General features: G+C 69.1%; 22 protein-coding genes. 12 read left to right on the forward strand and 10 right to left on the reverse strand.

The features are described from left to right. Nucleotides 1-9 precede the first annotated feature (9 nt). Nucleotides 10-1,998, reverse strand: a complete 1,989-nt coding sequence (locus ACWD3H_RS27740) for a hypothetical protein (protein ID WP_451957047.1) — start codon at nt 1,996-1,998, stop codon at nt 10-12. 28 nt (nt 1,999-2,026) lie between these two features. Continuing rightward, on the reverse strand, nt 2,027-2,335 hold the full coding sequence (locus ACWD3H_RS27745) for a hypothetical protein (protein ID WP_451957048.1): 309 nt from the start codon (nt 2,333-2,335) through the stop codon (nt 2,027-2,029). 209 nt (nt 2,336-2,544) lie between these two features. On the opposite strand from ACWD3H_RS27745, the gene ACWD3H_RS27750 reads away from it, so the two are divergent. Next, complete coding sequence (locus ACWD3H_RS27750) at nt 2,545-2,871, forward strand: hypothetical protein (RefSeq protein ID WP_451957049.1); 327 nt, start codon at nt 2,545-2,547, stop codon at nt 2,869-2,871. Nucleotides 2,872-3,091: 220 nt separating this feature from the next. Here the strand turns inward: ACWD3H_RS27750 and ACWD3H_RS27755 are convergent, their stop codons facing one another. Then, nucleotides 3,092-5,956 (reverse strand): hypothetical protein, encoded by a 2,865-nt coding sequence (locus ACWD3H_RS27755; RefSeq protein WP_451957050.1) that lies wholly within the window; start codon nt 5,954-5,956, stop codon nt 3,092-3,094. 380 nt (nt 5,957-6,336) lie between these two features. Here ACWD3H_RS27755 and ACWD3H_RS27760 point away from each other — a divergent pair, with 380 nt between their 5' ends. Continuing rightward, nucleotides 6,337-6,516: a YciI family protein gene (locus ACWD3H_RS27760; RefSeq protein ID WP_451957051.1), complete on the forward strand. Its 180-nt coding sequence runs from the start codon at nt 6,337-6,339 to the stop codon at nt 6,514-6,516. A 79-nt stretch (nt 6,517-6,595) separates the two neighbouring features. On the opposite strand, the gene ACWD3H_RS27765 is transcribed toward ACWD3H_RS27760, so the two are convergent. The 4 genes from ACWD3H_RS27765 to ACWD3H_RS27780 form a co-directional block, all read right to left on the reverse strand. After that, a complete protein-coding gene (locus ACWD3H_RS27765; RefSeq protein WP_451957052.1) occupies nt 6,596-7,168 on the reverse strand; it encodes an NADAR family protein in 573 nt (190 codons plus the stop codon). 22 nt (nt 7,169-7,190) lie between these two features. Then, nucleotides 7,191-8,018, reverse strand: a complete 828-nt coding sequence (locus tag ACWD3H_RS27770; RefSeq protein ID WP_451957053.1) for a hypothetical protein — start codon at nt 8,016-8,018, stop codon at nt 7,191-7,193. Nucleotides 8,019-8,153: 135 nt separating this feature from the next. Further along, complete coding sequence (locus tag ACWD3H_RS27775; protein WP_451957054.1) at nt 8,154-9,125, reverse strand: hypothetical protein; 972 nt, start codon at nt 9,123-9,125, stop codon at nt 8,154-8,156. After that, on the reverse strand, nt 9,122-9,670 hold the full coding sequence (locus ACWD3H_RS27780; protein WP_350955532.1) for an RNA polymerase sigma factor: 549 nt from the start codon (nt 9,668-9,670) through the stop codon (nt 9,122-9,124). The genes ACWD3H_RS27775 and ACWD3H_RS27780 overlap by 4 nt, the downstream gene beginning before the upstream one ends. A gap of 150 nt (nt 9,671-9,820) precedes the next feature. Here ACWD3H_RS27780 and ACWD3H_RS27785 point away from each other — a divergent pair, with 150 nt between their 5' ends. Then, the gene (locus tag ACWD3H_RS27785) at nt 9,821-10,570 is read left to right on the forward strand and encodes a DUF4184 family protein (RefSeq protein ID WP_451957055.1); all 750 of its coding nucleotides are present in this window, start codon (nt 9,821-9,823) and stop codon (nt 10,568-10,570) included. On the opposite strand, the gene ACWD3H_RS27790 is transcribed toward ACWD3H_RS27785, so the two are convergent. Both ACWD3H_RS27790 and ACWD3H_RS27795 read right to left on the reverse strand, forming a co-directional pair. Then, nucleotides 10,561-10,914: a glutaredoxin domain-containing protein gene (locus tag ACWD3H_RS27790; protein ID WP_451957056.1), complete on the reverse strand. Its 354-nt coding sequence runs from the start codon at nt 10,912-10,914 to the stop codon at nt 10,561-10,563. The two genes, ACWD3H_RS27785 and ACWD3H_RS27790, sit on opposite strands and share 10 nt — an antisense overlap. A 60-nt stretch (nt 10,915-10,974) precedes the next feature. Then, on the reverse strand, nt 10,975-11,898 hold the full coding sequence (locus ACWD3H_RS27795) for a TIGR03620 family F420-dependent LLM class oxidoreductase (RefSeq protein ID WP_451957057.1): 924 nt from the start codon (nt 11,896-11,898) through the stop codon (nt 10,975-10,977). 466 nt (nt 11,899-12,364) lie between these two features. On the opposite strand from ACWD3H_RS27795, the gene ACWD3H_RS27800 reads away from it, so the two are divergent. The 7 genes from ACWD3H_RS27800 (at nt 12,365) to ACWD3H_RS27830 (ending at nt 17,643) form a co-directional block, all read left to right on the forward strand. Then, on the forward strand, nt 12,365-13,291 hold the full coding sequence (locus ACWD3H_RS27800; protein ID WP_451957058.1) for an ABC transporter ATP-binding protein: 927 nt from the start codon (nt 12,365-12,367) through the stop codon (nt 13,289-13,291). A 1-nt stretch (nt 13,292) separates the two neighbouring features. Continuing rightward, on the forward strand, nt 13,293-14,033 hold the full coding sequence (locus ACWD3H_RS27805; protein ID WP_451957059.1) for an ABC transporter permease: 741 nt from the start codon (nt 13,293-13,295) through the stop codon (nt 14,031-14,033). Between the two features lie 23 nt (nt 14,034-14,056). Next, on the forward strand, nt 14,057-15,304 hold the full coding sequence (locus ACWD3H_RS27810; RefSeq protein ID WP_451957060.1) for a sensor histidine kinase: 1,248 nt from the start codon (nt 14,057-14,059) through the stop codon (nt 15,302-15,304). After that, nucleotides 15,297-15,929 (forward strand): response regulator transcription factor, encoded by a 633-nt coding sequence (locus tag ACWD3H_RS27815; RefSeq protein WP_355559048.1) that lies wholly within the window; start codon nt 15,297-15,299, stop codon nt 15,927-15,929. Before ACWD3H_RS27810 ends, ACWD3H_RS27815 begins: the two co-directional genes overlap by 8 nt. 203 nt (nt 15,930-16,132) lie before the next feature. Next, complete coding sequence (locus ACWD3H_RS27820) at nt 16,133-16,321, forward strand: hypothetical protein (RefSeq protein ID WP_355559094.1); 189 nt, start codon at nt 16,133-16,135, stop codon at nt 16,319-16,321. Between the two features lie 232 nt (nt 16,322-16,553). Continuing rightward, nucleotides 16,554-16,925, forward strand: a complete 372-nt coding sequence (locus ACWD3H_RS27825) for a hypothetical protein (RefSeq protein WP_350915481.1) — start codon at nt 16,554-16,556, stop codon at nt 16,923-16,925. A gap of 175 nt (nt 16,926-17,100) precedes the next feature. After that, complete coding sequence (locus ACWD3H_RS27830) at nt 17,101-17,643, forward strand: EF-hand domain-containing protein (protein WP_451957061.1); 543 nt, start codon at nt 17,101-17,103, stop codon at nt 17,641-17,643. Nucleotides 17,644-17,728: 85 nt separating this feature from the next. Here ACWD3H_RS27830 and ACWD3H_RS27835 read toward each other — a convergent pair whose 3' ends face one another. Next, complete coding sequence (locus ACWD3H_RS27835; protein ID WP_350915477.1) at nt 17,729-18,949, reverse strand: cytochrome P450; 1,221 nt, start codon at nt 18,947-18,949, stop codon at nt 17,729-17,731. A gap of 472 nt (nt 18,950-19,421) precedes the next feature. On the opposite strand from ACWD3H_RS27835, the gene ACWD3H_RS27840 reads away from it, so the two are divergent. Both ACWD3H_RS27840 and ACWD3H_RS27845 read left to right on the forward strand, forming a co-directional pair. Further along, nucleotides 19,422-20,240, forward strand: a complete 819-nt coding sequence (locus ACWD3H_RS27840) for an SAM-dependent methyltransferase (RefSeq protein WP_451957062.1) — start codon at nt 19,422-19,424, stop codon at nt 20,238-20,240. Nucleotide 20,241: 1 nt separating this feature from the next. Further along, nucleotides 20,242-21,126, forward strand: coding sequence for an NAD(P)-dependent oxidoreductase (locus ACWD3H_RS27845; RefSeq protein ID WP_355559039.1), 885 nt, complete (start codon nt 20,242-20,244; stop codon nt 21,124-21,126). The last annotated feature ends 2 nt before the right edge of the window (nt 21,127-21,128 follow it).

Raw genomic sequence — 21,128 nt, forward strand, 5'->3', positions numbered from 1 at the left:
GGAAGCGGCTCAGTCCCAGATGCTTATCTCCTCCTTGGATCGTTCGCTGGCCTGGTAGGTTGAGGCGTCCTCAGCCTTGTCGTCGAGTTTTCTGTTGCTGTCCATCCAGCGTTCATAAGGTTCCAGCTTCTCCTGTAACACCTGCTCCCATTTCTTGTCATCGCTGGCTTCTTGTTTCGCCTCTGCCGTGAGTTCGTCATAAGACTTGAGGTTTCCGGTGTTTTTGTTGATGAGTTCGGCAGGTGGGGTGCTCGCTGGATAATCGGCATTATGAAGGAGGCTGGCCATATTGTATTTCAGGCGCAGAACGAAGTCCGCCCGAGCTCCGGTAGCTTTCTCTACCCGTGACTCGATGCTGTCAGCCACATCGAGGATTGTGCCGACGCCATATGCCTTGGTCAGTTCCCATCCCGCTGCGACGACCTCACCCGCAATGGGGATCCCGTCGATTCCGAAGGAGACGGTGTTCTTGACGATGTCACGGATCAGGTCGTCAGTGGCGTCCATTTCGCCACGTACCTCCAGTGTCGCCTTGAACTGCACGCCGGCCAGGTCACCGAACATCTTCGCTGTGTCCTCGAAATATCGGGTCGAGCCTTGCGCATCCAAACGAGCTGCTGCTGTCAGCGTGTCATGACGGAACTGTGCTGCGGTCGCGTCGAAGTCGTCGGTAACCCTCTTGTCGCCAACAAAGGTCTTCAGAAAGCGATACGTGTCGCCCGGGCTGAGGTAGAACATCGGGGTCACGACGGAAAGGGCGCGCCAATTCTCCGGGACCTCCATGCCAGAGGTTCGGTAGACGGCCTTGTCGAATCGGGCTCCCGATGCCAACTCATGGATGTACGACTTCGCGATCACGCCCATGGAGTCGCTGGCGACCGTCGGCAGGTCGGCGCCGAAAGAGCCCGTGACCCTTATCGCGTCCAGGGCGAAGGCGGCGGCCTCCGGGCTGTGCTGCCCGGCCTTCTCGGCCGTGGCCTCGGAGCCCGCCTCCAGCACCCGGCCGAAGGCGTCGGCCACCTGATCCCCGGTGCCCGCCTCCTTGGCGTAGTCGAAGAACAGCTTCATCTTGTCGGTCCGGCTCAGTGTGACCTCTGCCCCGCCCATTTTGGCGAATGCGTCTCGTACCGCCGTACCGTCTCCGGCGAGCACCTCCAGCCCCATGGCGACCAGGTCGGAAGGCAGGCCGTACGCCTTCGTCTCGGCAGGCCCGCCGGCGCGCCAGTCCTGCCGGGGCTTCTTCGCGAACTCGTCCAGGACCAGTGCGTGGGCCGCCGCGCTGCGAACGGAGGAGGGGGCGTTGGCGCCGCTGAGCAGCGCGAGCCGGTTCCAGGCGGCGGCCTTGTTATCGGCGGGTTTCACCAGGTCGTCTTTGACCTTGGCGAAGGCCGGGACCAGGGCGGGGGCGTTCAGAGCCGCGCCGAGGGCCTTGCTGAAGGCGGCCAGGTCCTGCTTGGCGGTCTTGCTGCCGGTGCTCGCGATGAGGTCGGGCAGGCTGTTGCGGACCTTTGGGGAGAGCAGGGCGAAGAAGGCGGCGGCGGCCTGGGGGTTGTCGGCGAGTTCGGCGACGTCGTCGATGTGCTCGTGGATGAGCTTGGCCTGCGACTCGCCGTGGAAGTTCACGAGGATGTCCTCGCCGTACATTCTGGCCAGACCTTGGGCGATATCAAAGTCCTTCAGCTCGTCGGGGAGCCGGATGAGCCCCTGTCCGCCCGCCGCCATCGAGGCCGCGCCCCCCGCCCCGCCCAGCTCCGGGGCGCCGTTGCCCAGGTTTTTGATCAGGTCGATCCGGTCGTGGAGCATGGAGACCTGCCTCCCGCCCCAGTCGGCGATGTCGGTGATCTCCCGGAGTGCGGGGGCCTCGACCCCGTTCTGGCGGAGCTTTCCCTCGAACTCCATGCTGAACGCGGTCAGCCGGTCGGCGGCGCCGCGCAGGGAGGTGGCGAGCTGACCCATCTGTTCGGGGTCGATTCCGCAGAACTCGGCGGTCGATGCCATGGAACGTTCCCCCTCATGGTCATGACGGTCACGTGCGTCCGGCCATCTCCCGGCGCATGGCGTCCGCCTCTGCCTCGGTCACCAGCGGGGGAGAGCGGCGCAGCTCCTCCTCGACCGCGTCCACCACGTTCTGGGCGAGCCGTCCGAGCCGTTGATGCCGGTCTTCCAGCTCGGTGGTCCAGGTGGTGGCCGTCGGCCCCGTCCACACCCGCCCTGAACGCATCGCCGAGGAGGCGTGCTGGTATGCCTGCCGCACCTCATGAGCCCTGTATTCGGCTTCGACGAGCAATTGCCTCAGCCGTTCGTGCCGGGGACTGGGCACCATCCGCTCGGCCACGCCACCCCCGTCCTTTTCATGACCCCGTGATGAAGGAAAAAGTCGCATACCAGAGTAGGTATTGATCATCTAAATCGGCAAGTCCCGTACCCGGCTGGCATCGCGCTTCCGCTGCTGGAACCATGACCACCCGAACGGGCGAAACCAATATTTCGGTCATTCCTCTCATGCTGGAGCGACTACTCCCCCCAACACCATCGGAATAAGGGATGACGCTGTTCGAAAAGCACATCGATGCGATAGAAATCGCTGTCAAGACCGCGTACTGGATGTGTTTCGTCGCCGGTTTCGTGCTGTTCTTCGCCGGTCACGTGACCGTGCTCATGGCCATCGCGATCGGCATCGTGTGGCTGTCCCGCGTCACCCTGCATCACATCCAGGCGACCCGGGCGCGCTGGGACGACGCGACCGCCGAAGAACTGGAACTACGGCGCGAGCAGCAGCACGCGCACCGTGAACGAGAACTGCGCCTCCAGATCCGGCGACTACAGCAGCCGGAGGGCCGTAGCGGTGGGTCATCCGCCGACGGCACATGAGCCATGCCGCTTACCCTCCGGTGAGCGCCTGCGGAATGTCATGGTCTGCCCCCACAGCGATCGGCCTGAGCAGTGACACGATGCTCGAACGTCTAGATGAGGCCCCGATCCGGGATGAGCTGGAGAAGCCGGTTGCCCACGATCTCCACGGTTCTTCGGAAAGGCTCCCCGCCGGGGAACGAGGGCGAAGTCCCTCCCGGCGGCTCGGCCTCGACCCGGTTCAGCCGTTCCCCGGCGCCAGCTGCTCGTGGAGGGTTCTGATATGCCGGAAGAAGCGACCGGAACCCTTGCGTGCCGCGAAGGCGGCCAGCTCGGGGATTCGCCCCCGCGCCTGTGACCGTCGGGCGAGGCGGGCGGCCAGGGCGACCAGGTCGATGTGGGCGGTGGTGGGGCGGCTGCCAGGGGCGGGGAGCAGGGAGGGCAGCGCCGCGGCGAGGGCTCGCCAGATGTGACGGTGGGTTCCGTTAGCGGACTCGGCCTCCAGGGTGTCGACCAGGAGGCGGAGCGTGATCTCACCCTCGAGCACCCGCCGGGCGAGTTCCGCGCCGATCTCCTCGGCGGGCAGGTCGCCGGTGGCGGCCAGGCTCCGCAGGGCGCGGAACGCGTGGGAGGTGTCGCCGGAGGTGAACGGGCCGGGGAGGATCCGGTTGGCGAGGAGAACGCCGATGGCCCGCCCGGCGGGTCCCGCCGCGCCGGCCAGGTCGATCAGGCGCAGGGAGTCCATCGCCGCGCTCCAGCCGGGCACCGGCTGGTGTGGTACGAGGTGGGCGGCGACCACCTCCCGGTGCGAGGGCAGGACGGCGGCCCACCACTCCATCATCCCGCCGAGGTGCCCGCCCGTCACGGGGTTGACGTGCCGGGGCTGGTCGGCGAGCAGTTCGTCGACCAGCGGCAGGCCGGTGGGGGTGGCCTCGACGGTGCATGCCATCCAGACGCGCGAGCCGAGCCCGTCGTCCTCTCCCGACCGGTTCACCCGCACCTCGGGGTCGGGCATCCCGCCCTCGGCCAGCCAGCGGGCCGCCCGGCGGCCCGCCTCCGATGTCAGCGCCCCGGCCCGTACGGTCACCGCCGGGTCGACCCGGCGGGGCAGCCTGAGCAGAGCCTGCTGGAAGTCGGCGGGCAGCGGCGTCGCGCCCGACGCCTCCAGGACCTCCAGTCTGGCCACCAGCTCGGCCGGGTCGAGGAGGCCGTTGGACAGGCTCGGCGTGGCGAGCAGCAGTGGCGGCAGGGATCCGGCACGCAGCGCTGTGAAGATCTCCGCGTGGCGGAGCAGCACGAAGCGGTGCAGAGGCGAGACGCGCCGGCGCTCCGGCAGGTGGTCGGCTTCCTCGTACGCCAGGGGAGGGAGCCCGTGCTCACGACGGGCCTGGTTGACGAACGCGGTGCGGCGGGTCTCGTACGTCCGCCCGGGGTCGGCCAGTTCGGCCGCGAAGGCGATCATCCAATCGCCGTGCTCCTGCCACTCGCCCAGGCGCGGCCGCCGCTCGTCGCGCTCGACGAGCGGCGCCAGCGCGATACGCAGCGACTCCCTGTCCCGCGCGACGAGCCGGACAAAGGCGGACAGGCAGCGTTCGGCCGCCCGCCAGTCGTCGTGCAGGTACATGATGGCGAGCCGGCTCGGAGTGTTCGGTGGTGCGATGGCCGGCACCGGCCGGAGCGGCGCGGGCAGCGGACGCGGCACGAAGACCTCCTCGGCCTCGGCCTCGGCCTCGGGTTCCGGCTCCTCGACGCGCTCGCCGCCAATGGCCGCGGCCAGCCGGTTGTGCAGGTCGGGTGGCAGCGTGCCCGTGCCGCCGCGGAGGGTCTCGGCGCCGAGCGGGGTGAGGCGTCCGGCGTGCCGGACCGCCAGGTGCACGGCCCGTTCCTGCACGGCCCGTGCCCGGTGGCCGAACGCCATGGCCAGGGCAGGGGCCAGATCGTCGGCCCGGTCGGGCGCCCGCCGCACGGACTCCTCCAGCCAGGCCAGACCTGCGCGCACCAGTCCGCCCTCCGCGCGGAACAGCAGCCCCTCCAGCCCCTCCACCACGTCCGCCGGATCGAGGCCGGTCAGCCGGCGCAGGTGCCCCAGCGACAGCTCGGCCACCGGCCCCGGCGTGGCCGGCAGGAGCCGCAGGTAGTCGACGGCGTGCGGCTCGATCTCGGCCGGAGTGGGATCCAGCAGCTCGTGGAGGCGTGCGAAGAACCGAAGGTCGGGGCCCTCGCCGCCAAGCAGGAAGCGGCGCCGGCAGCCATCGAGCAGCAGCGCTCGCGGCACTCGGCCCTCGGCGGCGAGGGTGTGGAGGGCGCCGAGCCAGGAGGTCGTGCCGTCAGGACCCGACCGCTCGTTCCGCAGCGCCCGGCCGACGCCCTCGGCCTCGAAGAGGCTGGGCAGCAGGTGGCCGAGCAGCGGATCGGCCCGCAGCTCGCTCAGCCTGGCATCCCGGGACACCCAGCCGACCACGAGCGGGTCGTGCGCGGGCGGGGTGGTGCCGGTACGGCGGAGCAGAGCGAGCGCCAGCGGCAGGTTCCGGTCGCGAGGGGCGCGGCGGCGCCGGGGACGGAGCCGGCGCACGAGCCGTACGGCCAGGTCGGTCTGCCACGCGGCGGGCCGCGAGGCGATCACCTGAAGCAGCGGCTCGATCTCGTCGGCCATCGGGGCGCCGGCGAGGTCCCAGCGGTCGAATTCCCTGCGGTTGATCCACGTCACCACGGCCGCCGCGCCGCCGATCGTGCCCGCGCCCGCGACCCGCATCGGCTCGGCCCAGCCGTCGTCCCCGGAGCCGCCCTCCTCGTCGTCATCGTCGTACCAGGTCATGGACCACGCCTGCTGGTAGTGATGCTCGGAGATCTCCCCGCTGTCGCGCCGCCCTTGCAGCTCCGCCTGCAGGGTCTGCCGAACCTGGTCGCGTTCGGCCTCGCGCTCCGCCAGGGTCCGCCGCTCCCTTTCCTGGAGCACGGTGACGTATCCGGGCAGCTCGCGCGCCACCTCGCGCCGTCCGGCGTCGTCGAGCGCCGTCACCGCCTTCACGACCCCGGCCACGTCGCCGATGTCAACGCGCTCGCGGACCTCGTCCCAGGCGGCCGGCCTGACGTCCTTCGCTTCCATGACGCGGATCTCCAAGATCGTGTGTTCGGTCGGGTGGCGCGATCCTGGCAGGGCCCGCCGACATTTTCGGTGCCGCCGCCAGGGCTCGGCGCTGCGTGCGTGTTGATTCCCGGGCCGCTCGGTCGTCGTGTTCGCAGACGGCAAGGGTCCCCTGGAACTTCCGGGGCGCGCCTGTCGGCTGTCGATTTCGCACATGCCCGTGCGTCCTGGTCGGTGAGGACCGACCCACGCGTCCGTACAACAGGCAGGACAGCTCACATGCCGCAGTACGCGATTCCGATCTACGAGGAAGTCCCCGTCGCGGACATTCCGGCCGACGTCACGGAGGCCGACATGGCCGTCACCGCGAAGATCGAAGCGAGGGTACGAAGGTCGTCGGCATGGCGACGACGATCCGGAAGGGCGGCATGGTGACGGATGGGCCGTTCATCAAGAGCAAGGAGGTGTTCGCCGGGATCTTCCCGGCCGAGGCGAGGGACCTGGACCAGGCGATCGCCATCGGCGAACCGCCCCCCAGCGTGGAGGGCGGTGTCGAGATCCGGACGCTGTACGAGGAGTGAGTGTCTCGAACCCGCCCGTCGGCCTTGCGATCCGGCGGTGCCATCCCCGCTCCCGGCCCTCGCGTCCGCGAGTCCTGTCTCACGACTCGGTGTCCAGGGCGTCGCGGGCGTCCATGAGGGCGAAGCCGAGCAGGTTCAGGCCCCGCCAGGTGGTGGCGGAGGTGGCGCGTTCGTCGTCGGCGGTGAGGCCGATGCCCCAGATCCGGTCGACGGGGCTGGCCTCGACCAGCACGCGGGCCCGGGTGCCGAGCAGGAAGTCCTTCAGTTCGGGATGCTCGCCGAACTTGGCGATGTTGCCGCGTACCACGATCCCGTAGCGGTGCTCGTTCCAGATCGCCTCGTCGAAGCCGCGAACCTCGCGGCCGAGTTTCTTCGCCTCGCCGGGGTGCTCGGCGGCGAGGACCCGCGTGGCGGTCTCGTCGTCGCCGAACAGCCACGCCTTGTGCGCCATCATGTAGTGCTCGGCGGACCGGAAGAGGTGCCCTTCCGAGGTGAAGCCGATCTCCCACCACTGGCTGAGGCATCCGGCGCCGACCCCGCCGCCGCGCGCCGGCCGGTGGCCCCAGAAGAACAGGTAACGCAATCGCTCACCGTCCCGTTCGGCGGCGATGGCCTCGGCGACCGAGCGGGGAAGTCTGCTGAGATCGGACACCGGTACACCGTGTCATGGCCGATCATTGTCCGGCCAGTCCGTTTTCCGCACGTGAGTGATCTTCAGAGGAGTTCCGGGGGATGGCGGATGGTGACTGGCCGGGCGCGACCGGCAGAAGCCCTCGGACGGCGTCGGCGATCACGGCGTCGACGGCGAACCGCTCCTCCAACCAGGCCAGGGTGACACTGGCGGCTTGCCTGTTGTGCTCGTATCCGGGAACCATCTCGGCCAGCGGCAACACGTCCGGCGAGTACGCCTGCTCCACGCGCCGGCTCGGCTCGAACGGGTCGCGGCGGTGGTGCGCCCGAGCGGAGGTGAGGTGCAGCAGGGCGATCACCCGATCGACGGCGAACGACTGGATGAAGCGGGCCGCGGCCAGCCGCTCGCCGCGCAGCTCGCGGTGCAGGCCGATGTAGAGGTTGGTCAGGGCCTCGTTCAGGTGGAACTCGACCGTGTCGCACCACGGGCCGGCGGGTGGCGTTCCGTAACCCGCCAGGTCGGTGGGCGCGTCGTCGCGCTGCCAGACGACCCGCACGCCGTGTAAGGGGAGCAGGGCCAGCTCATCGAGCGTGAAGATCGCGTACTCGACGAAGATCCCGTCGGCGAACAGCGCCTTGCGCCCGTCGCGGTCGTTGCTGAAGCTGTACGCCACCGGGCAGGGCGCCCGCAACCAGTCGATGGACTCCAGGTAGCGGGGCTTGGCGGTGTCCTCGACGACGACGAAGAAGTCCAGGTCGGAGTGTTCGTCGAGCCGGTCGTGCTCGGCGCCGGCCGAGCCGAGGCCGAGCAGCGCGAGAGCGTCCCCACGCGTGGCCAGGTGGGCGGCGAGGTCGTCCAGCCGTCGCAGCATGGGGTGCATCCACGTCGTCCCTTCGGGAGAGTCGACGTTTCAGCCCGTACGGCCCCTGTGGCCGCCGAGGTCGCGACACCTGCTCCTGCGAGCGTCGGCGAGGCGGCACATGGATGTCAAGTGACGGCGCACGACTCAGGAGGCGGGCGGTGGTGCGCTTCCGTTGTGGAACGGGTTCTCGGGCAGGCGTTCGGGGGTGACGAGCAACCGGATCACGCCGGCCTTCACCTGCCACGCGTGCCAGACGATCCAGCCGCGTCCGACCCGGTCCGCGGGTAGCGGCTCGAAGGACAGGCCGCCCGTCTCCTCGTCCGTCCGAATGAGGCTGAACACCGCGGTCAGCTCGCGCTTGCGCGCCTCGGCCAGCATGTCGTGCACGGAGCGGCCGTCTCTCAGCCGGACCCCGGCGAACATCTCACCCGGGGCCAGGGCCGCGTCGAAATTCGCATACTCCTCTCCCGGCTTCGCCTGGCGCCCCAGCCTGACATTCACCCCGCCGGCGAAACCTGCGGGGATCCGCATCACCATGACGCAGTGGCTGCTCCGTCCCGGATGGCATCCCCTGGGCGCCGTCTCCACCGAGAGGGCGACACCCCCGAATCGGGGGCCGGAGGGGTCTGGTGTGCCCTGCGGGTCGGGGGCGAGAGAGTCCTTGCCGGTGATGACCATCCCCAGGGTCTTTCCCACCGCGCCCGGCGAGACGGGCACCGGGCGCAGATCGACGTTCAGGCCGACCGCGTGGAACGCCTCGGTGTACCTGTCGTAGTCGGCGAACGGATCCTTGATGCGGGCGACGTACTGGTCACCTTCCCGGTGGATCTCCACCGCGGAGTTGGCGTAGGAGGTAGCCGCGCCACCCCCGTCCTCCAGCAGGCTCGGCCCCACGACGATGCCTGTCGCGAGCACGACCGCGGCGGCCAGGATCGGCGCGAGACGGCGGGGGCCGCGCGGGAGGAGGCCGGGTCGACGGGCACGTCCCGGCTCCCGGACCGTGATCGAGGTCAGCAGCGCCCGTGCCCCCGCACCGGACGCGTGGCCGTCCGGCTGCCCGGGTTCGATCCGGGACAGCGGCCTCAGCAGCTCACTGATCTCATCGGCGTTCCTCACAGCGACCTCCCCGCCGGAACCATCCGGCTTTCCGTGGTGGACCGGACACCGGCTTCGTCGAGCGCGCGGGAGAAACGCCTGCGGGCACGGTGCAGCCTGATGCGTACGGCGTTGCGTGACAGACCCAGCATCGTGGCGATCTCCTCGCGTCCCAGGCCCTCCCAGGCGACCAGCGAGAGGAGCTCACGGTCGTCATCGGACAGGCTCCCGAACACCTGGGCGATCACGCTCAGCTCGACGCCGCTGTCGGGTGAACTCCCGTAGAGGTCGGCCATCTCGGTGTCGAGCTCGACGCTGCGCTGCCGGCGCCGGGCCGCGCTCCTGCGGTGGCCGGCCAGCACCTTGCGCGCCACGCCGTACAGCCAGAGCCTGGCCTCCGGTCCCGGTGGCAGCTCGCTCACCCGGCGCCAGGCGATGGTGAAGGTCTCCGCCACGACGTCGGCCGCGTCCTGCGGCGAGTCACAGCGGCGTACGGCGTAGGCCGTGATCTGGTGGTATGTCTCCCGGTAGACGGCCTCGAACCTGGCCAGCCAGTCGTCATCCACGGGCGCTTCCCAAGGCAGGTCTCCTTCGTGGGTACGAAAAGTGGACACTCCCTACATGGCGCGGGCGGCCCCATCATTTCGCGCGGATTCCGGAAATCTTCGGCGTGTCTTCCTGCCGTGGCTCACCATCGCCGACGTCGACAATGGGGCATGCCTTTCACACTGAGCCATACCGTTGCGATCCTGCCGCTGCGGCGCCGGCTGCCCCCCTCGGCATTGGCGGTAGGTGCGATGGTGCCCGATCTGCCGTACTACCTGCCGTTGCCCTTCTCCTCGAACACCACCCACGGCTGGCCGGGCGGGTTGCTGGTGGCCCTGCCGGTGGGAGTCGCGGTGCTCGTCGTGTTCCACCTGCTGCTCCGCGCGCCGTTGACGGCGCTGGCCCCGCAAGGGTTACGTGATCGGCTACCTGATCGGGCGCCCTCCGGGATCGGGATCGCGGTGCCGGCCGCGCTGCTGACCGGTATCGCCACGCACCTGGTGTGGGACGGGTTCACCCAGGTGGGCGGCTTCGCCGTGGTGCACTGGCCGGCGATGCGCGTCTCGGTCGTCGGAGCGCACCGGGTGTTCAACGTGGTGATGTACGTCAGCTCGCTGGGCGGGCTCCTGGTCCTGGCCGGTTGGTTCGCGCTGTGGTACCGGCGCGCCGCCGTACGGCCGGGACGCCGGCCCGGCGTGACGGGACGGGTGCGCGGGTGGGTCCTGGCCGTCGGCGTGGGCGCCGCCGTCCTCGGCGCGGCCGTGCTGGGGAGCGGCGACCGTGCCGCGGTGAGCCTGTACGACCTGGTGCGCTGTGTGATTCTGGGCGGGATCGGTGGGTTCGGCGCGGTGATGGCCGGCTACACGGCCGCGTGGCACGTGTGGTCGGTAGTGCGCTCCAAACAGTGGGGTCAGGTCTGAGGGTCCAGGTGCGTCCTGACCGCTTCGAGCACCTGGCTCTTCGACGGGTTCACCATCGCCTTTCCGGCCACGGTCACGGTCGGTACCGTCTCGTTCCCGTCCGCGACCGAGCGGACGAACGCCGCCGCCTCGGGATCTCCCCAGATGTTGACCTCGCTGTAGCGCAGCCGCGTGAAACGCAGGCGCGTACGCAGCCTCATGCAGTACGTGCAACCGGGCCGCCAGTAGACGACCACGCCCCGGTGGTCGGCGTCCTGGTACGACGTGGCCCGACCTCGGCGAGGCAGGTTCGTGATGACCAGCACCACGAACGCGATGATGAGGAGGAAGGTTGTGGGGGACATGGGACAAGTATCGCAAGTCCGCCCATCCGGGCACCCTCACCTCCCGCGGACGGGTAGTGCTCAGCCGATGAGCAGGGGAGCCAGCAGTCGCAACTGTTCCAGTTGCTGATCGAGTGTCCGGGCAAGGGGTTGCACGGCGACGTGGTCGGCGCCGGCCGTGTGGTGGGCGCGGACACGTTCGGCGACGGTCTCCGCGTCCCCCGTGGGCACGATCGCGTCGACGAGCGCGTCACTGCCGCCTTCCTCGAAGTCCGCGTCGGAGAAGCCCAGGTCACGCAGGTTGTTCAGATAGTTGGGCAGGGCCAGGTACAGGGCCATGTAGTGGCGCGCGGTGGCACGGGCGCGCTCGGGGTCGGTGTCGACCACCACCGCCTGCTCGGGAGCGAGGACGGGGTCGGGGCCGAGGATCCTTCTGGCCTGGGCGGTGTGTTCGGGGGTGACGAAGTAGGGATGCGCTCCCTGGGCACGGGTCGCGGCCAGTTCCAGCATCTTCGGGCGCAGCGCGGCCAGCAACCTCGGTGCCTCCTCCGTCAGGGGCGCGCTGAAGGCGGTGGTGTCCATGGCGTCCAGGTAGGCGCGCATGGCGGACACCGGTCTGCTGTAGTCGTGCCCGCGACTCGTGACCAGCGGGGCGTGGCTCACGCCCAGGCCCAGGACGAAGCGCTCCGGCCACGCGTCGGCCAGGGTTCTGGCCCCGTTGGCGGCGGCGGTCGCGTCTCGTCCGTAGATGTTGGCGATGCCGGTGGCCAGGATCAGGCGCTCGGTGGCGCACAGCAGGACCGCGGCGTTGGCCAGGGCCTCCTTGCTGTTCGGGGTCTCACCGAACCACAGCGTGGAGTAGCCGAACCGCTCGATCGTGGTGGCCGCGCGCCGCGCCTCGGCCGCGGGCACCGCTGAGATCGACCCCAGCCACACACCTGTGCTGCCGAGGCGCCGCTTGAGCGCGGGCAGATCCACCGGAGGCGGCACCGTACGTTCGGCCATCTTCGCGTACCTTCTTTCCGAGCCCCTGCCAAGATCGGCGGAGGATCCCCACGTTCGCCGGGTGCCGCGGAGCGGAGAGCTCCAGGCCGCCTGGCTCGGCGGCCCGGCCTCCGTCACCGGGGCGCAGCAGGTTCTGTACCCGGTCGCGGGTCGGGGAATCGGCTGCCGACCTGCCATGAGCAGGGAAAACCGTCCTATCGGCGATCTCCATGCCGGAGTGGTGCGCGGTCTCGCACGATTTCCCCGCTCACGTCGCGAGGGCCAGTCGACGCCGGCGGAACCCCCGCACATCGTTCATGTCGGTGAGAACGCGGTCGAGTCGTGCGGCGCGGGCACGGAGTGGACACCTCTGGCCATCGACCTTCGGCGGATGAGAGGTCGTACCCGAGTGTCAACCGATCGGTTGAGGTGATTTCGAGCGTGACGGGCGATGTGCCGGACCGCCGCCCACCAGGATTCTCAAGGTATGACGATCATCGAAGTCAGCGGGCTGCGCAAGGCGTACGGGGGCAGACCCGCCGTGGACGGGGTGTCCTTCGCCGTGCAGGAGGGGGAGATCTTCGGGATCCTCGGCCCGAACGGCGCGGGCAAGACGACGACCGTGGAATGCGTCGAGGGACTGCGGGTGCCCGACGCCGGCACGGTCCGGGTCGCCGGTCTCGACCCGGTCTCCGAGCACGCACAGGTGACCCGGTTTCTCGGCGCCCAGTTGCAGGAGAGTGAGCTGCAGGCGAAGCTCACCGTGCGAGAGGCGCTGGAGCTCTACAGCGCCTTCTACCCGAGACCGGCCGACTGGCGCTCGCTCGCCGACCGGCTCGGTCTCACCGATCGGCTGGCCACCCGCTTCGGCAAGCTCTCGGGCGGTCAGAGGCAGCGGCTGTTCATCGCCCTGGCCCTCATCGGCAACCCCAGGGTCGTCGTGCTCGACGAGCTCACCACGGGCCTGGACCCGCGCGCTCGCCGCGACACCTGGAAGCTCATCCAGGAGGTCCGGGACGGAGGGGTGACCGTCCTGCTGGTCACCCACTTCATGGAGGAGGCCCAGCAGTTGTGCGACCGCGTCGCCGTGATCAACGCGGGCAGGGTCGCCGCCCTGGACACCCCGGCGGGACTCATCGGCCGCACCGCGAACTCGACGGTCATCTCGTTCACGCCCTCGCGGCCGCTGGACGACGGTGAACTGGCCATGCTGCCCGCGGCCACCTCGGTGGAGCGGAAGGGCGACCGGCTGGTCATCAACGGGACCGACGAGACGGTCAACGCGGTGATCTCACTGCTCGCCCGGCATCAGATCACCGCCCGGCAACTGCGCGTCGCCGACGCCACGCTGGACGACGCGTTCCTCGACCTCACGACAGACCTCACGACAGACCTCACGGAACAGGAGGACTGACATGTCCGCATCCACCGCCGTGCTGAAGTCCGAGACCAGGCTCTTCGGCCGCGAGCTCGGCAGCCTGTTCTGGATAGTCGTCTTCCCGACCCTGCTGCTGACGATCCTCGGCCTGATCCCGTCCTTCCGGGAGGCCGACCCGGAGCTCGGTGGCCTGCGGGTCATCGATCTGTACGTCCCCGTGGTCGTGCTCCTCGCCATGATCATGGCCGGGCTGCAGGCCATGCCGCCCGTCCTCACCGGCTACCGGGAGCGTGGCATCCTGCGTCGCATGTCGACCACCCCGGTGCGGCCCGTCTCGCTGCTGGGGGCGCAGATCGTGCTGCACGGCGCGGCCGCCCTGTGCGCGGCGGTCGTCGCGATGGCCGTGGGCCGCCTCGCCTTCGACGTGGCGCTCCCCGGGCAGCTCTTCGGTTACGCGCTGGCACTGGTCCTCACCACGCTCGGCGCGCTCGCGATGGGAGCGACGATCGCCGCGTTCTCCCGCACCACGAAGATCTCCGCCGCCCTCGGCTCGGTGGTCTTCTTCCCGGCCATGTTCACCGCGGGCGTCTGGTTTCCGGTCCAGGCGATGCCGGATATCCTGCGGCGCATCGTCGAGTTCACCCCGTTCGGGGCGGCCTCGCAGGCGCTGAACCAGGCGGCGGCGGGTGACTGGCCCGGTTGGTCGCACCTCGGTGTCACGGCACTGTGGACTGTGATCCTGCTCGGTGCCGCGTCACGCTGGTTCCGTTGGGAGTAGCGCAGATAAGGAGGGCCGCGCGGATGGCGGGCGACACGACTGCCGAGAAGTGGGGGAACCAGTTCTTCCGCTGGGGGCCGTACGCCCTGCTCGGTCTTGCCAGCCTGGTCTCGATCGCCTCGGGCGACATGCTGATGACCCGTGACGAGAGGCACGCGGTCTTGGCGCTCGCCGTGGCCGCGCTGGCCCTGCAGCTGTGGTGGAGCGGCACCGGTCCCGGCCTGTCCGAGTACGACATGGTGGGCCGGGTCTACTACGTCGCACGCCTCGTGCTCGGCTCCGTGCTCACCTGGCTGAACCCGTTCTTCGCCATCTACGTGGTGATCGGCTACTTCGACGCCGAGCGGCTGCTGCCACGCCGCCAGATGTACGCCGGACTGCTCGCCACCGCCGTGACCATGGCCGGTTCGCAGTCCGGCGGTATGCCGCCCGCCGACGGAACGCAGTGGGTCGCCTTCGGCGCGCTCTTCGCGCTCAACGCCTCGCTCACCCTCGTCTTCGGCAGCATCGGGGTCAAGGAGGCCGGGCACGCCAGGGCGAGGGCCGCCACCATCGCGGAGCTGGAGGGTGCCAACACCCGTCTTGAGCAGGCAATGAGGGAGAACGCGGGGCTGCAGGCCCAACTCCTCGTCCAAGCCCGCGAGGCAGGTGTCAACGACGAACGCAGGCGCCTGGCCGCCGAGATCCACGACACCATCGCCCAGGGCCTGGCCGGTATCGTCACCCAGCTCCAGGCGGCCGCCGACAGCGCCGACCCCGCGGTCGCCGGCGACCACGTCGAGCGCGCCGCGGCCCTCGCCCGCCACAGCCTGGGAGAGGCCCGCCGCTCGGTCCAGGACCTCGGCCCCGGAGCGCTGGAGCACGACACGCTGCCCGAGGCGCTGAAGAACATCGTCGAGACGTGGTCCGTCTCGACGGGCGTGCGGGCCGAGTTCACCGTCACCGGTACCGTCGAGGCGCTGCACGGTGAGATCGAGGCGACCGTGCTCCGCATCGCCCAGGAGACACTCGCCAACGCCGGTCGGCACGCCCGTGCCACGCGGGTCGGCGTCACCCTTTCGTACATGGAGGACGAGGTGAGCCTGGATGTCCGCGACAACGGCTGCGGCTTCGACCCGCACGCGCTGCCCCGGCGCGAAACCGCACGCGGCTTCGGCCTCGGCGGCATGCGCGCCCGCGCCGAACGCATCGCGGGAACGGTCGAGATCGAGTCCGAGCCGGGACACGGCACAGCCGTCTCGGCTCGCGTACCGTTGCTGAGCCATGGCTGAGCGGATCATCACCCTGCTGATCGTCGACGACCATCCCGTGGTACGCGACGGGCTGCACGGCATGTTCGCCGCGTCCGCTGACTTCGAGGTTCTCGGCGAGGCCTCCGACGGAGCCGAAGCGGTCGCGCTCACCGCCCGCCTCGACCCAGACGTGGTCCTGATGGACCTGCGGATGCCCGGCGGCGGCGGAGTCGAGGCGATCGCCGAGCTGACCCGCCGCGGGCTGCGTAGCAGGGTGCTCGTCCTCACCACCTATGACACCGACTCCGACACCCTGCCGGCGATCGAGGCCGGTGCCACCGGCTACCTGCTCAAGGACGCGCCGCGCGACGAGCTCTTCACCGCCGTACGAGCGGCGGCCGAGGGCCGGACGGTGCTGTCACCCGCGGTGGCCTCGCGCCTGGTCTCGCGGATGAGGGCGCCGGGCAACGAAACGCTCAGCGCCAGGGAGCGTGAGGTGCTCGTACTCGTCGCCAAGGGCACGTCGAACCGCGAGATCGCCGCCGTGCTGTTCATCAGCGAGGCGACCGTCAAGACCCATCTCACCCATATCTACGGCAAGCTGGGGGTCAAGGACCGGGCCGCGGCCGTCGCGGTCGCGTACGAACGCGGCATCCTCGGCTGACCGATCGCTCCTTTCCGGGCCGTCGTGCACGCGCACATGGTGTTCTCCGGGGCGCGGCCGGGTGATCCGAGTACCGCCCTCCCCGGAGTCACAGTGGCATGACAGGCTGAACGCATGGATGAGTCGACGCTCCGGCTGAGCGCTCTCGCTGTGGGCTGGGCCAAGGACGGGCACGGGATCTCGTGGGCAGCGGTGTGTCGCGGATGAGCGAGCCGATGATCTGCTCGGCGAAGGGTTGCCAGGAGGCGGCGGTGTACGCCGTGATCTGGAACAACCCGAAGATTCACCCGCCCGAGCGAGAGAAGATCTGGACGGCCTGTGAGGAGCACCGCCGGTCGCTCGCCGACTTCCTGGACGTGCGCGGATTCCTGCGCAGGGTGGACAGGCTGTAGGCATCGGCTCCGGACGGAGGGTGGAGAAGCTCGAAACAGCCGTTGCGGAGTCGCTGAGGGGCCACCCGCGGCATCCCCCGAACCGCCGGGCCCGCGCCCTTGCCGGACAAGTCGTTCGACGTCGGACCGGCGATCCTCACGGTTCATCACTGGACCGATCTGCGTGCCGGGCCATCCGGCCGGGTCCCGCGCGGGTGCTCACGGATGGCCGGGGCCGGTTACGGTGGGAGGGATGGATGAGAATCGGGCCAGGCGGGTGGTCGACGCGTTGCGTGACCGTGGCATCAACGCTCAACTGGCGAGAGGCGGCTACCAGTTCGGGGTCCGGGTCCTGCTGCCCGGTGGGCGTGAGGCGGACTGGGACACCGACGGTACGGCGGGGCTCGAAGCACTGGTGATGCGGAACGGGATGCTGGTCGGTTTCGTGCCGGTGATCGAGGGGTCCGAGGACTTCGACGAGGCCCAGATCGTCGACGCCATCGCGCGGACCGACTACGATCAGCCCATCGCCAGGCAGCGCGCGGTGGCACCGCCGCCGGCCGAGCCCCTGCCCCGGGTGGGCGGTGTCTTCCGCCGGTTCCTCGACGGCTTCCGCTACCGGTGACGCCGGTTCCTCCCCAACGGCTCTCGTTCGAGTGTGAATATCTCTGATTTTTCGTGAATAGTCCGGCTGGGCTTTTCCTGAAAGCTGTCAGAATTTCTCGTTCTTTGGTTTTTTTGTTGCTCCGCTACGGGTATTTCGGCCACAGAAGTAGGCCGTCATATGAATGGAGCAAATAATGGCTATAGACGCTATTGCCCGCAAATCGGACCACTGGTTCAAGCTGGTCGACGTCAACGGCGACGGCAGGATCCAGCACAGCGACCTGCAGGCTCTGGCGGACAGGACCCTCAAGCACTTCGGCTACGAGAAGGGATCCGCCAAGGGACGCCGCCTCACGGAGGCGTACGACCGGGCCTGGGTGGCCATGGCCGAGGCCATGGACGCCGACAGGAACGAGGAGATCTCCAAGGAGGAGTTCCGCTCCTACATGGAGAACAACGCCAAGAAGGAGAACGCCGAGAAGCTCCTTCGCCCGGTGACCGATGCCGAGTTCGCGGCGGCCGACATCGACGACGACGGACTCCTGTCCCCATCCGAGTACGCGAAGCTGCTGCAGGCCTGGGGGCTGTCCAGCAGCGAGGCGGAGAAGGCGTCGGGCAATATCGACACCAACCGCGACGGCCAGATCAGCAGCGAGGAATACTTCAGGGCCTGCCGCGACTTCTTCGTCGGCGAGCTCACCTCACGTACCGGCCAGGTCTTCGGTCAGGTGAAATAGCCAGGATGATGAGGGTGGCGGTCGTGCGGTCGGCGACCGCCACCTTTTTCACGCGGTCCTTCTCCGGCGAGTGCCGGGCGCGGCGTCACCGGGTGACGGGCAGTGTCTCCACGCGGCGGATCAGCAGATCCGAGCGCCATGGCAGCTCGTCGTCCGAGACGGCGAGGCGCATCGGCGGGCACTCCGACAGCGAGGAGATCGCGACCCCTATCAGCATGCGCACCAGGGGCGCCCCCATGCAGTGGTGCGTTCCGTACCCGAAGGACAGGTGCGGGTTGGAACCGCGGTGGAAGTCGAGCTCGCCGGGGTTGGCGAACACCGACGGATCGTGGTTGCCCGAGGGGAGGGCGGGTAGCACCTGCTCTCCCGCGCGCACCAGCGTTCCACCCACCTCCACGTCCTCGGTGGCGTAACGGGCGAAGGTGACGTGTGAGGGGAACGGTGCGTAGCGTATGAGTTCGTCGACGGCCGCCGGGATGAGCCCGGGATCCGCGCGCAGCTCCGCCAGCTTCCCGGGCGAGGTGAGCAGGAGATAGAAGGCGTTCGTCAGCTGTGTCGAGACGTTGTCGATCGCCAGCAGGATGTCGTTGACCAGTTCCTTGATCTCCGCCTCGGCGAGCCCCCCGTCCTCGGCGGGAGCGCCGTCGGGACCCTCCTCGTCCAGGGCGTGGGCGAGGACGCTGACGAGGTCGTCCCTTGGCTCCGCGCGCCGGGCGGCGATGAGCCGGTCGGTGTAGCGGGAGATCTCCTCGACCCTGGCCTCCACGACGTCGGCGGCCAGTGTGGTGCTGGCGAACCCCTCGAACCAGTTAAGGAAGATCGCGAGGTCCTGCTTGGGGATCCCGATCAGCGGACACAGCACCTCCACGACCAGTGGCTTGATGTAGTCGCCGACCAGATCGTACGGGGGAGGCGTGTCGGCGAACCCGGCCATGAGCGTAAGGGAACGCTGCTCGGCGATCGATCGGAGCAGGTGGATCCGCTCGGTGTTGAATCTGAGCCCGCTCGCCAGCACCCGGCGCAGCCGGGTCTGCTGCGGCGGGTCGGTGTTGAGGATGCTGTCCTGGAGCGGCAGGACGGTGAGGCGCGCCTCGTCGCCGCCGGTGGGGGGCGTCCGGACGAAACGGCGGTCGCGCAGCACCGAACGCATGTCGTGGTAGCGGGTCACCAGCCAGGCGTCGTCACCGTAGGGTGGGCGGACCCTGGTCAGCCCCGGCCGCTCGCGGCACCGCGTGTATTCGGAGTCGACGTCGAGACGGATGGGCTTACCGAAAGGGTAGTCGACGGGCTCGGGAATGATGTCCACGGTCTCTCCGGTGAATGACTCGGTTCGCTGGCTTGGGTTCAAGTCCGGAATCGGCCACCGCGCCGGACCTCGGCGTCGCCGTTGACGCCCATCAGCCTGAGTCGGTTATCCGTTTTGTGGGCAATGGTGCCGACAGTCGTTTGGTTCACCATCCGCGGAGGCGGTCCGGCTTCCGTAGCGGGATTACCCGTGAAGCGGGAAAGGCAAAACCAAGAAAGACAGATCCGATTTTCGGTGCCCTTTGTCGATAAATGGTTTTATGGCGAAAGGGTGGTGTACCGGTACCGACGTTCGTGGAAGTGTTGACCCGAATGGGTGGGAAACCGATATTCGAGGTCGTCGACTGTGTCGGCCCCCGCTGCTACTGTTTCGCTCGGCCGGGGAATTAATTCGATCGGCAATTTAAGGTTATTGGTGCCGGTTCGGGAGGTTTCTCATTTCTGGTCTGGATGGTGAGGACTCCGAACTCCGGGTGGACGCGGGAAACGTCAGAACGGCTCCCTCGGAGATCGAGTCAACCTACAACGAGCTCGCCGCACTGGTGGGCGAGACGGCGGGACCCGACCGGCACTACGGCTTCTGGGCGGGGCCCGACGACGACACCACAATCTCCGAGGCCACGGAGCGGATGACCGACTTCGTGCTGGCCCGGCTGGACGTGGGCCCCGGCTCGCAGGTGCTGGACGTGGGCTGCGGCAACGGCCGTCCGGCGGTGCGCCTGGCCCGGACATTCGGGGCGCGGGTCGTCGCGATCGACATCGACCGGCAGGCACTGCGCAACGGGGCGGAGCACGCCGCGGCGCACGGGGTGGCGGAGATGGTGGACTTCCGGCGCGTCGACGCGCTGGACCTGCCGTTCGCCACCGCCTCGTTCGACGCGGTGCTGGCCTTCGAGGTCACCCCGCACTTCGACATCGCCGATCTCTACCGGAACGTCGCCAGGGTCCTGCGCCCGCAGGGGCGCCTGGTGGTCGAGACTCCCTACCTGCGGGTTCCGATGACGGAGGAGATTCGCGGGCGCATCGGCCCCTATCTGGCCATGCTGAACGCCGTGTCGCTCGACGCGCCCGAGGACCACCTGTCGGCGGCGCGGGAGGCGGGGATGGCGATCACCGAACTCGTCGACATCACGGAGAACGTGCGCGGTTCCTTCCCCCGGCTCGTATGGGCGCTCCGGGAGCGGCTTGAGAGCAGGGCCGGCACCGAGCGGCTGCTGGACACCTTCGCAGCCTGGGCGGACGCCACCGAGGTCGGTGGAGTGGTCATGACCTTCAACAGGATGGAGCACTGACATGGCGGACATGACAGTCATCGGAACCGGCGTGATCGGTTCCGCGGTGGTGCGGGCCTGCGCCGACTCCGGCCTTGAGGTCTCGGTCTGGAACCGCACGCCCGAACGGTCGGAGAGGCTCGCGGGAAGGAACGTCCACATCCACGAGAAGGCGGCCGCCGCGATCGAGGACTCCCCGATCGTGCTGTTCTGCCTGCTCAACTACGAGATCACCCACCGGGTCCTGGACGGGGCCGCGGCCGATCTCTCCGGCAGGCTCGTCGTGCAGAACGCCAGCGGCGTCCCCGACGACGTCACCCCGCTGCGAGCGCGGGTCGAGGCCGCGGGAGGCAGATACCTGGAGGCGGCGATCCTCAACTACCCGGACGCCATCGGTACCGAGGACTGCTTCACCGTCTACGGCGGGGCGGCCGAGGACTTCAAGGAACTGGCGGGCGTGACCGAGGCGCTCTCCGGCAAGCAGGTGCGTCTGGGCTCCGATCCCGGTTACGCGAAGGCCTACCACGTCGTGTCCAGCGCCTTCTACTACGCGTTCGTCAACGGCTTCCTGGAATGCTCGGCCATCGCGGAGAGCCTGGGCGTCCCCCTCAACGACTTCGCCGAATCCGTGCCGCTCTACGACCCCGGTTTCCAGAACACGATCGGCGTCGGTCTCGGTCTCATCGCGCGCCGTGACTACACCTTCGAGCAGGCTCCGCTGACCTCGCACCTGGACGTCCTCGACAACCTGACCGGCATCGCGGAGCGGGCCGGGATCGACCAGTCCTACCTGGGTGTGATGCGTGAGCGCGTGCAGAGGGCGATGGACCAGGGCTACCGGCGCGAGCACGTGGCGGTGCTCACCGAACAGTTCCGCAGCCGCCGAGCGGCCGTCCATAACCGCTGAGG

Source organism: Streptosporangium sp. NPDC002607, assembly GCF_053592655.1.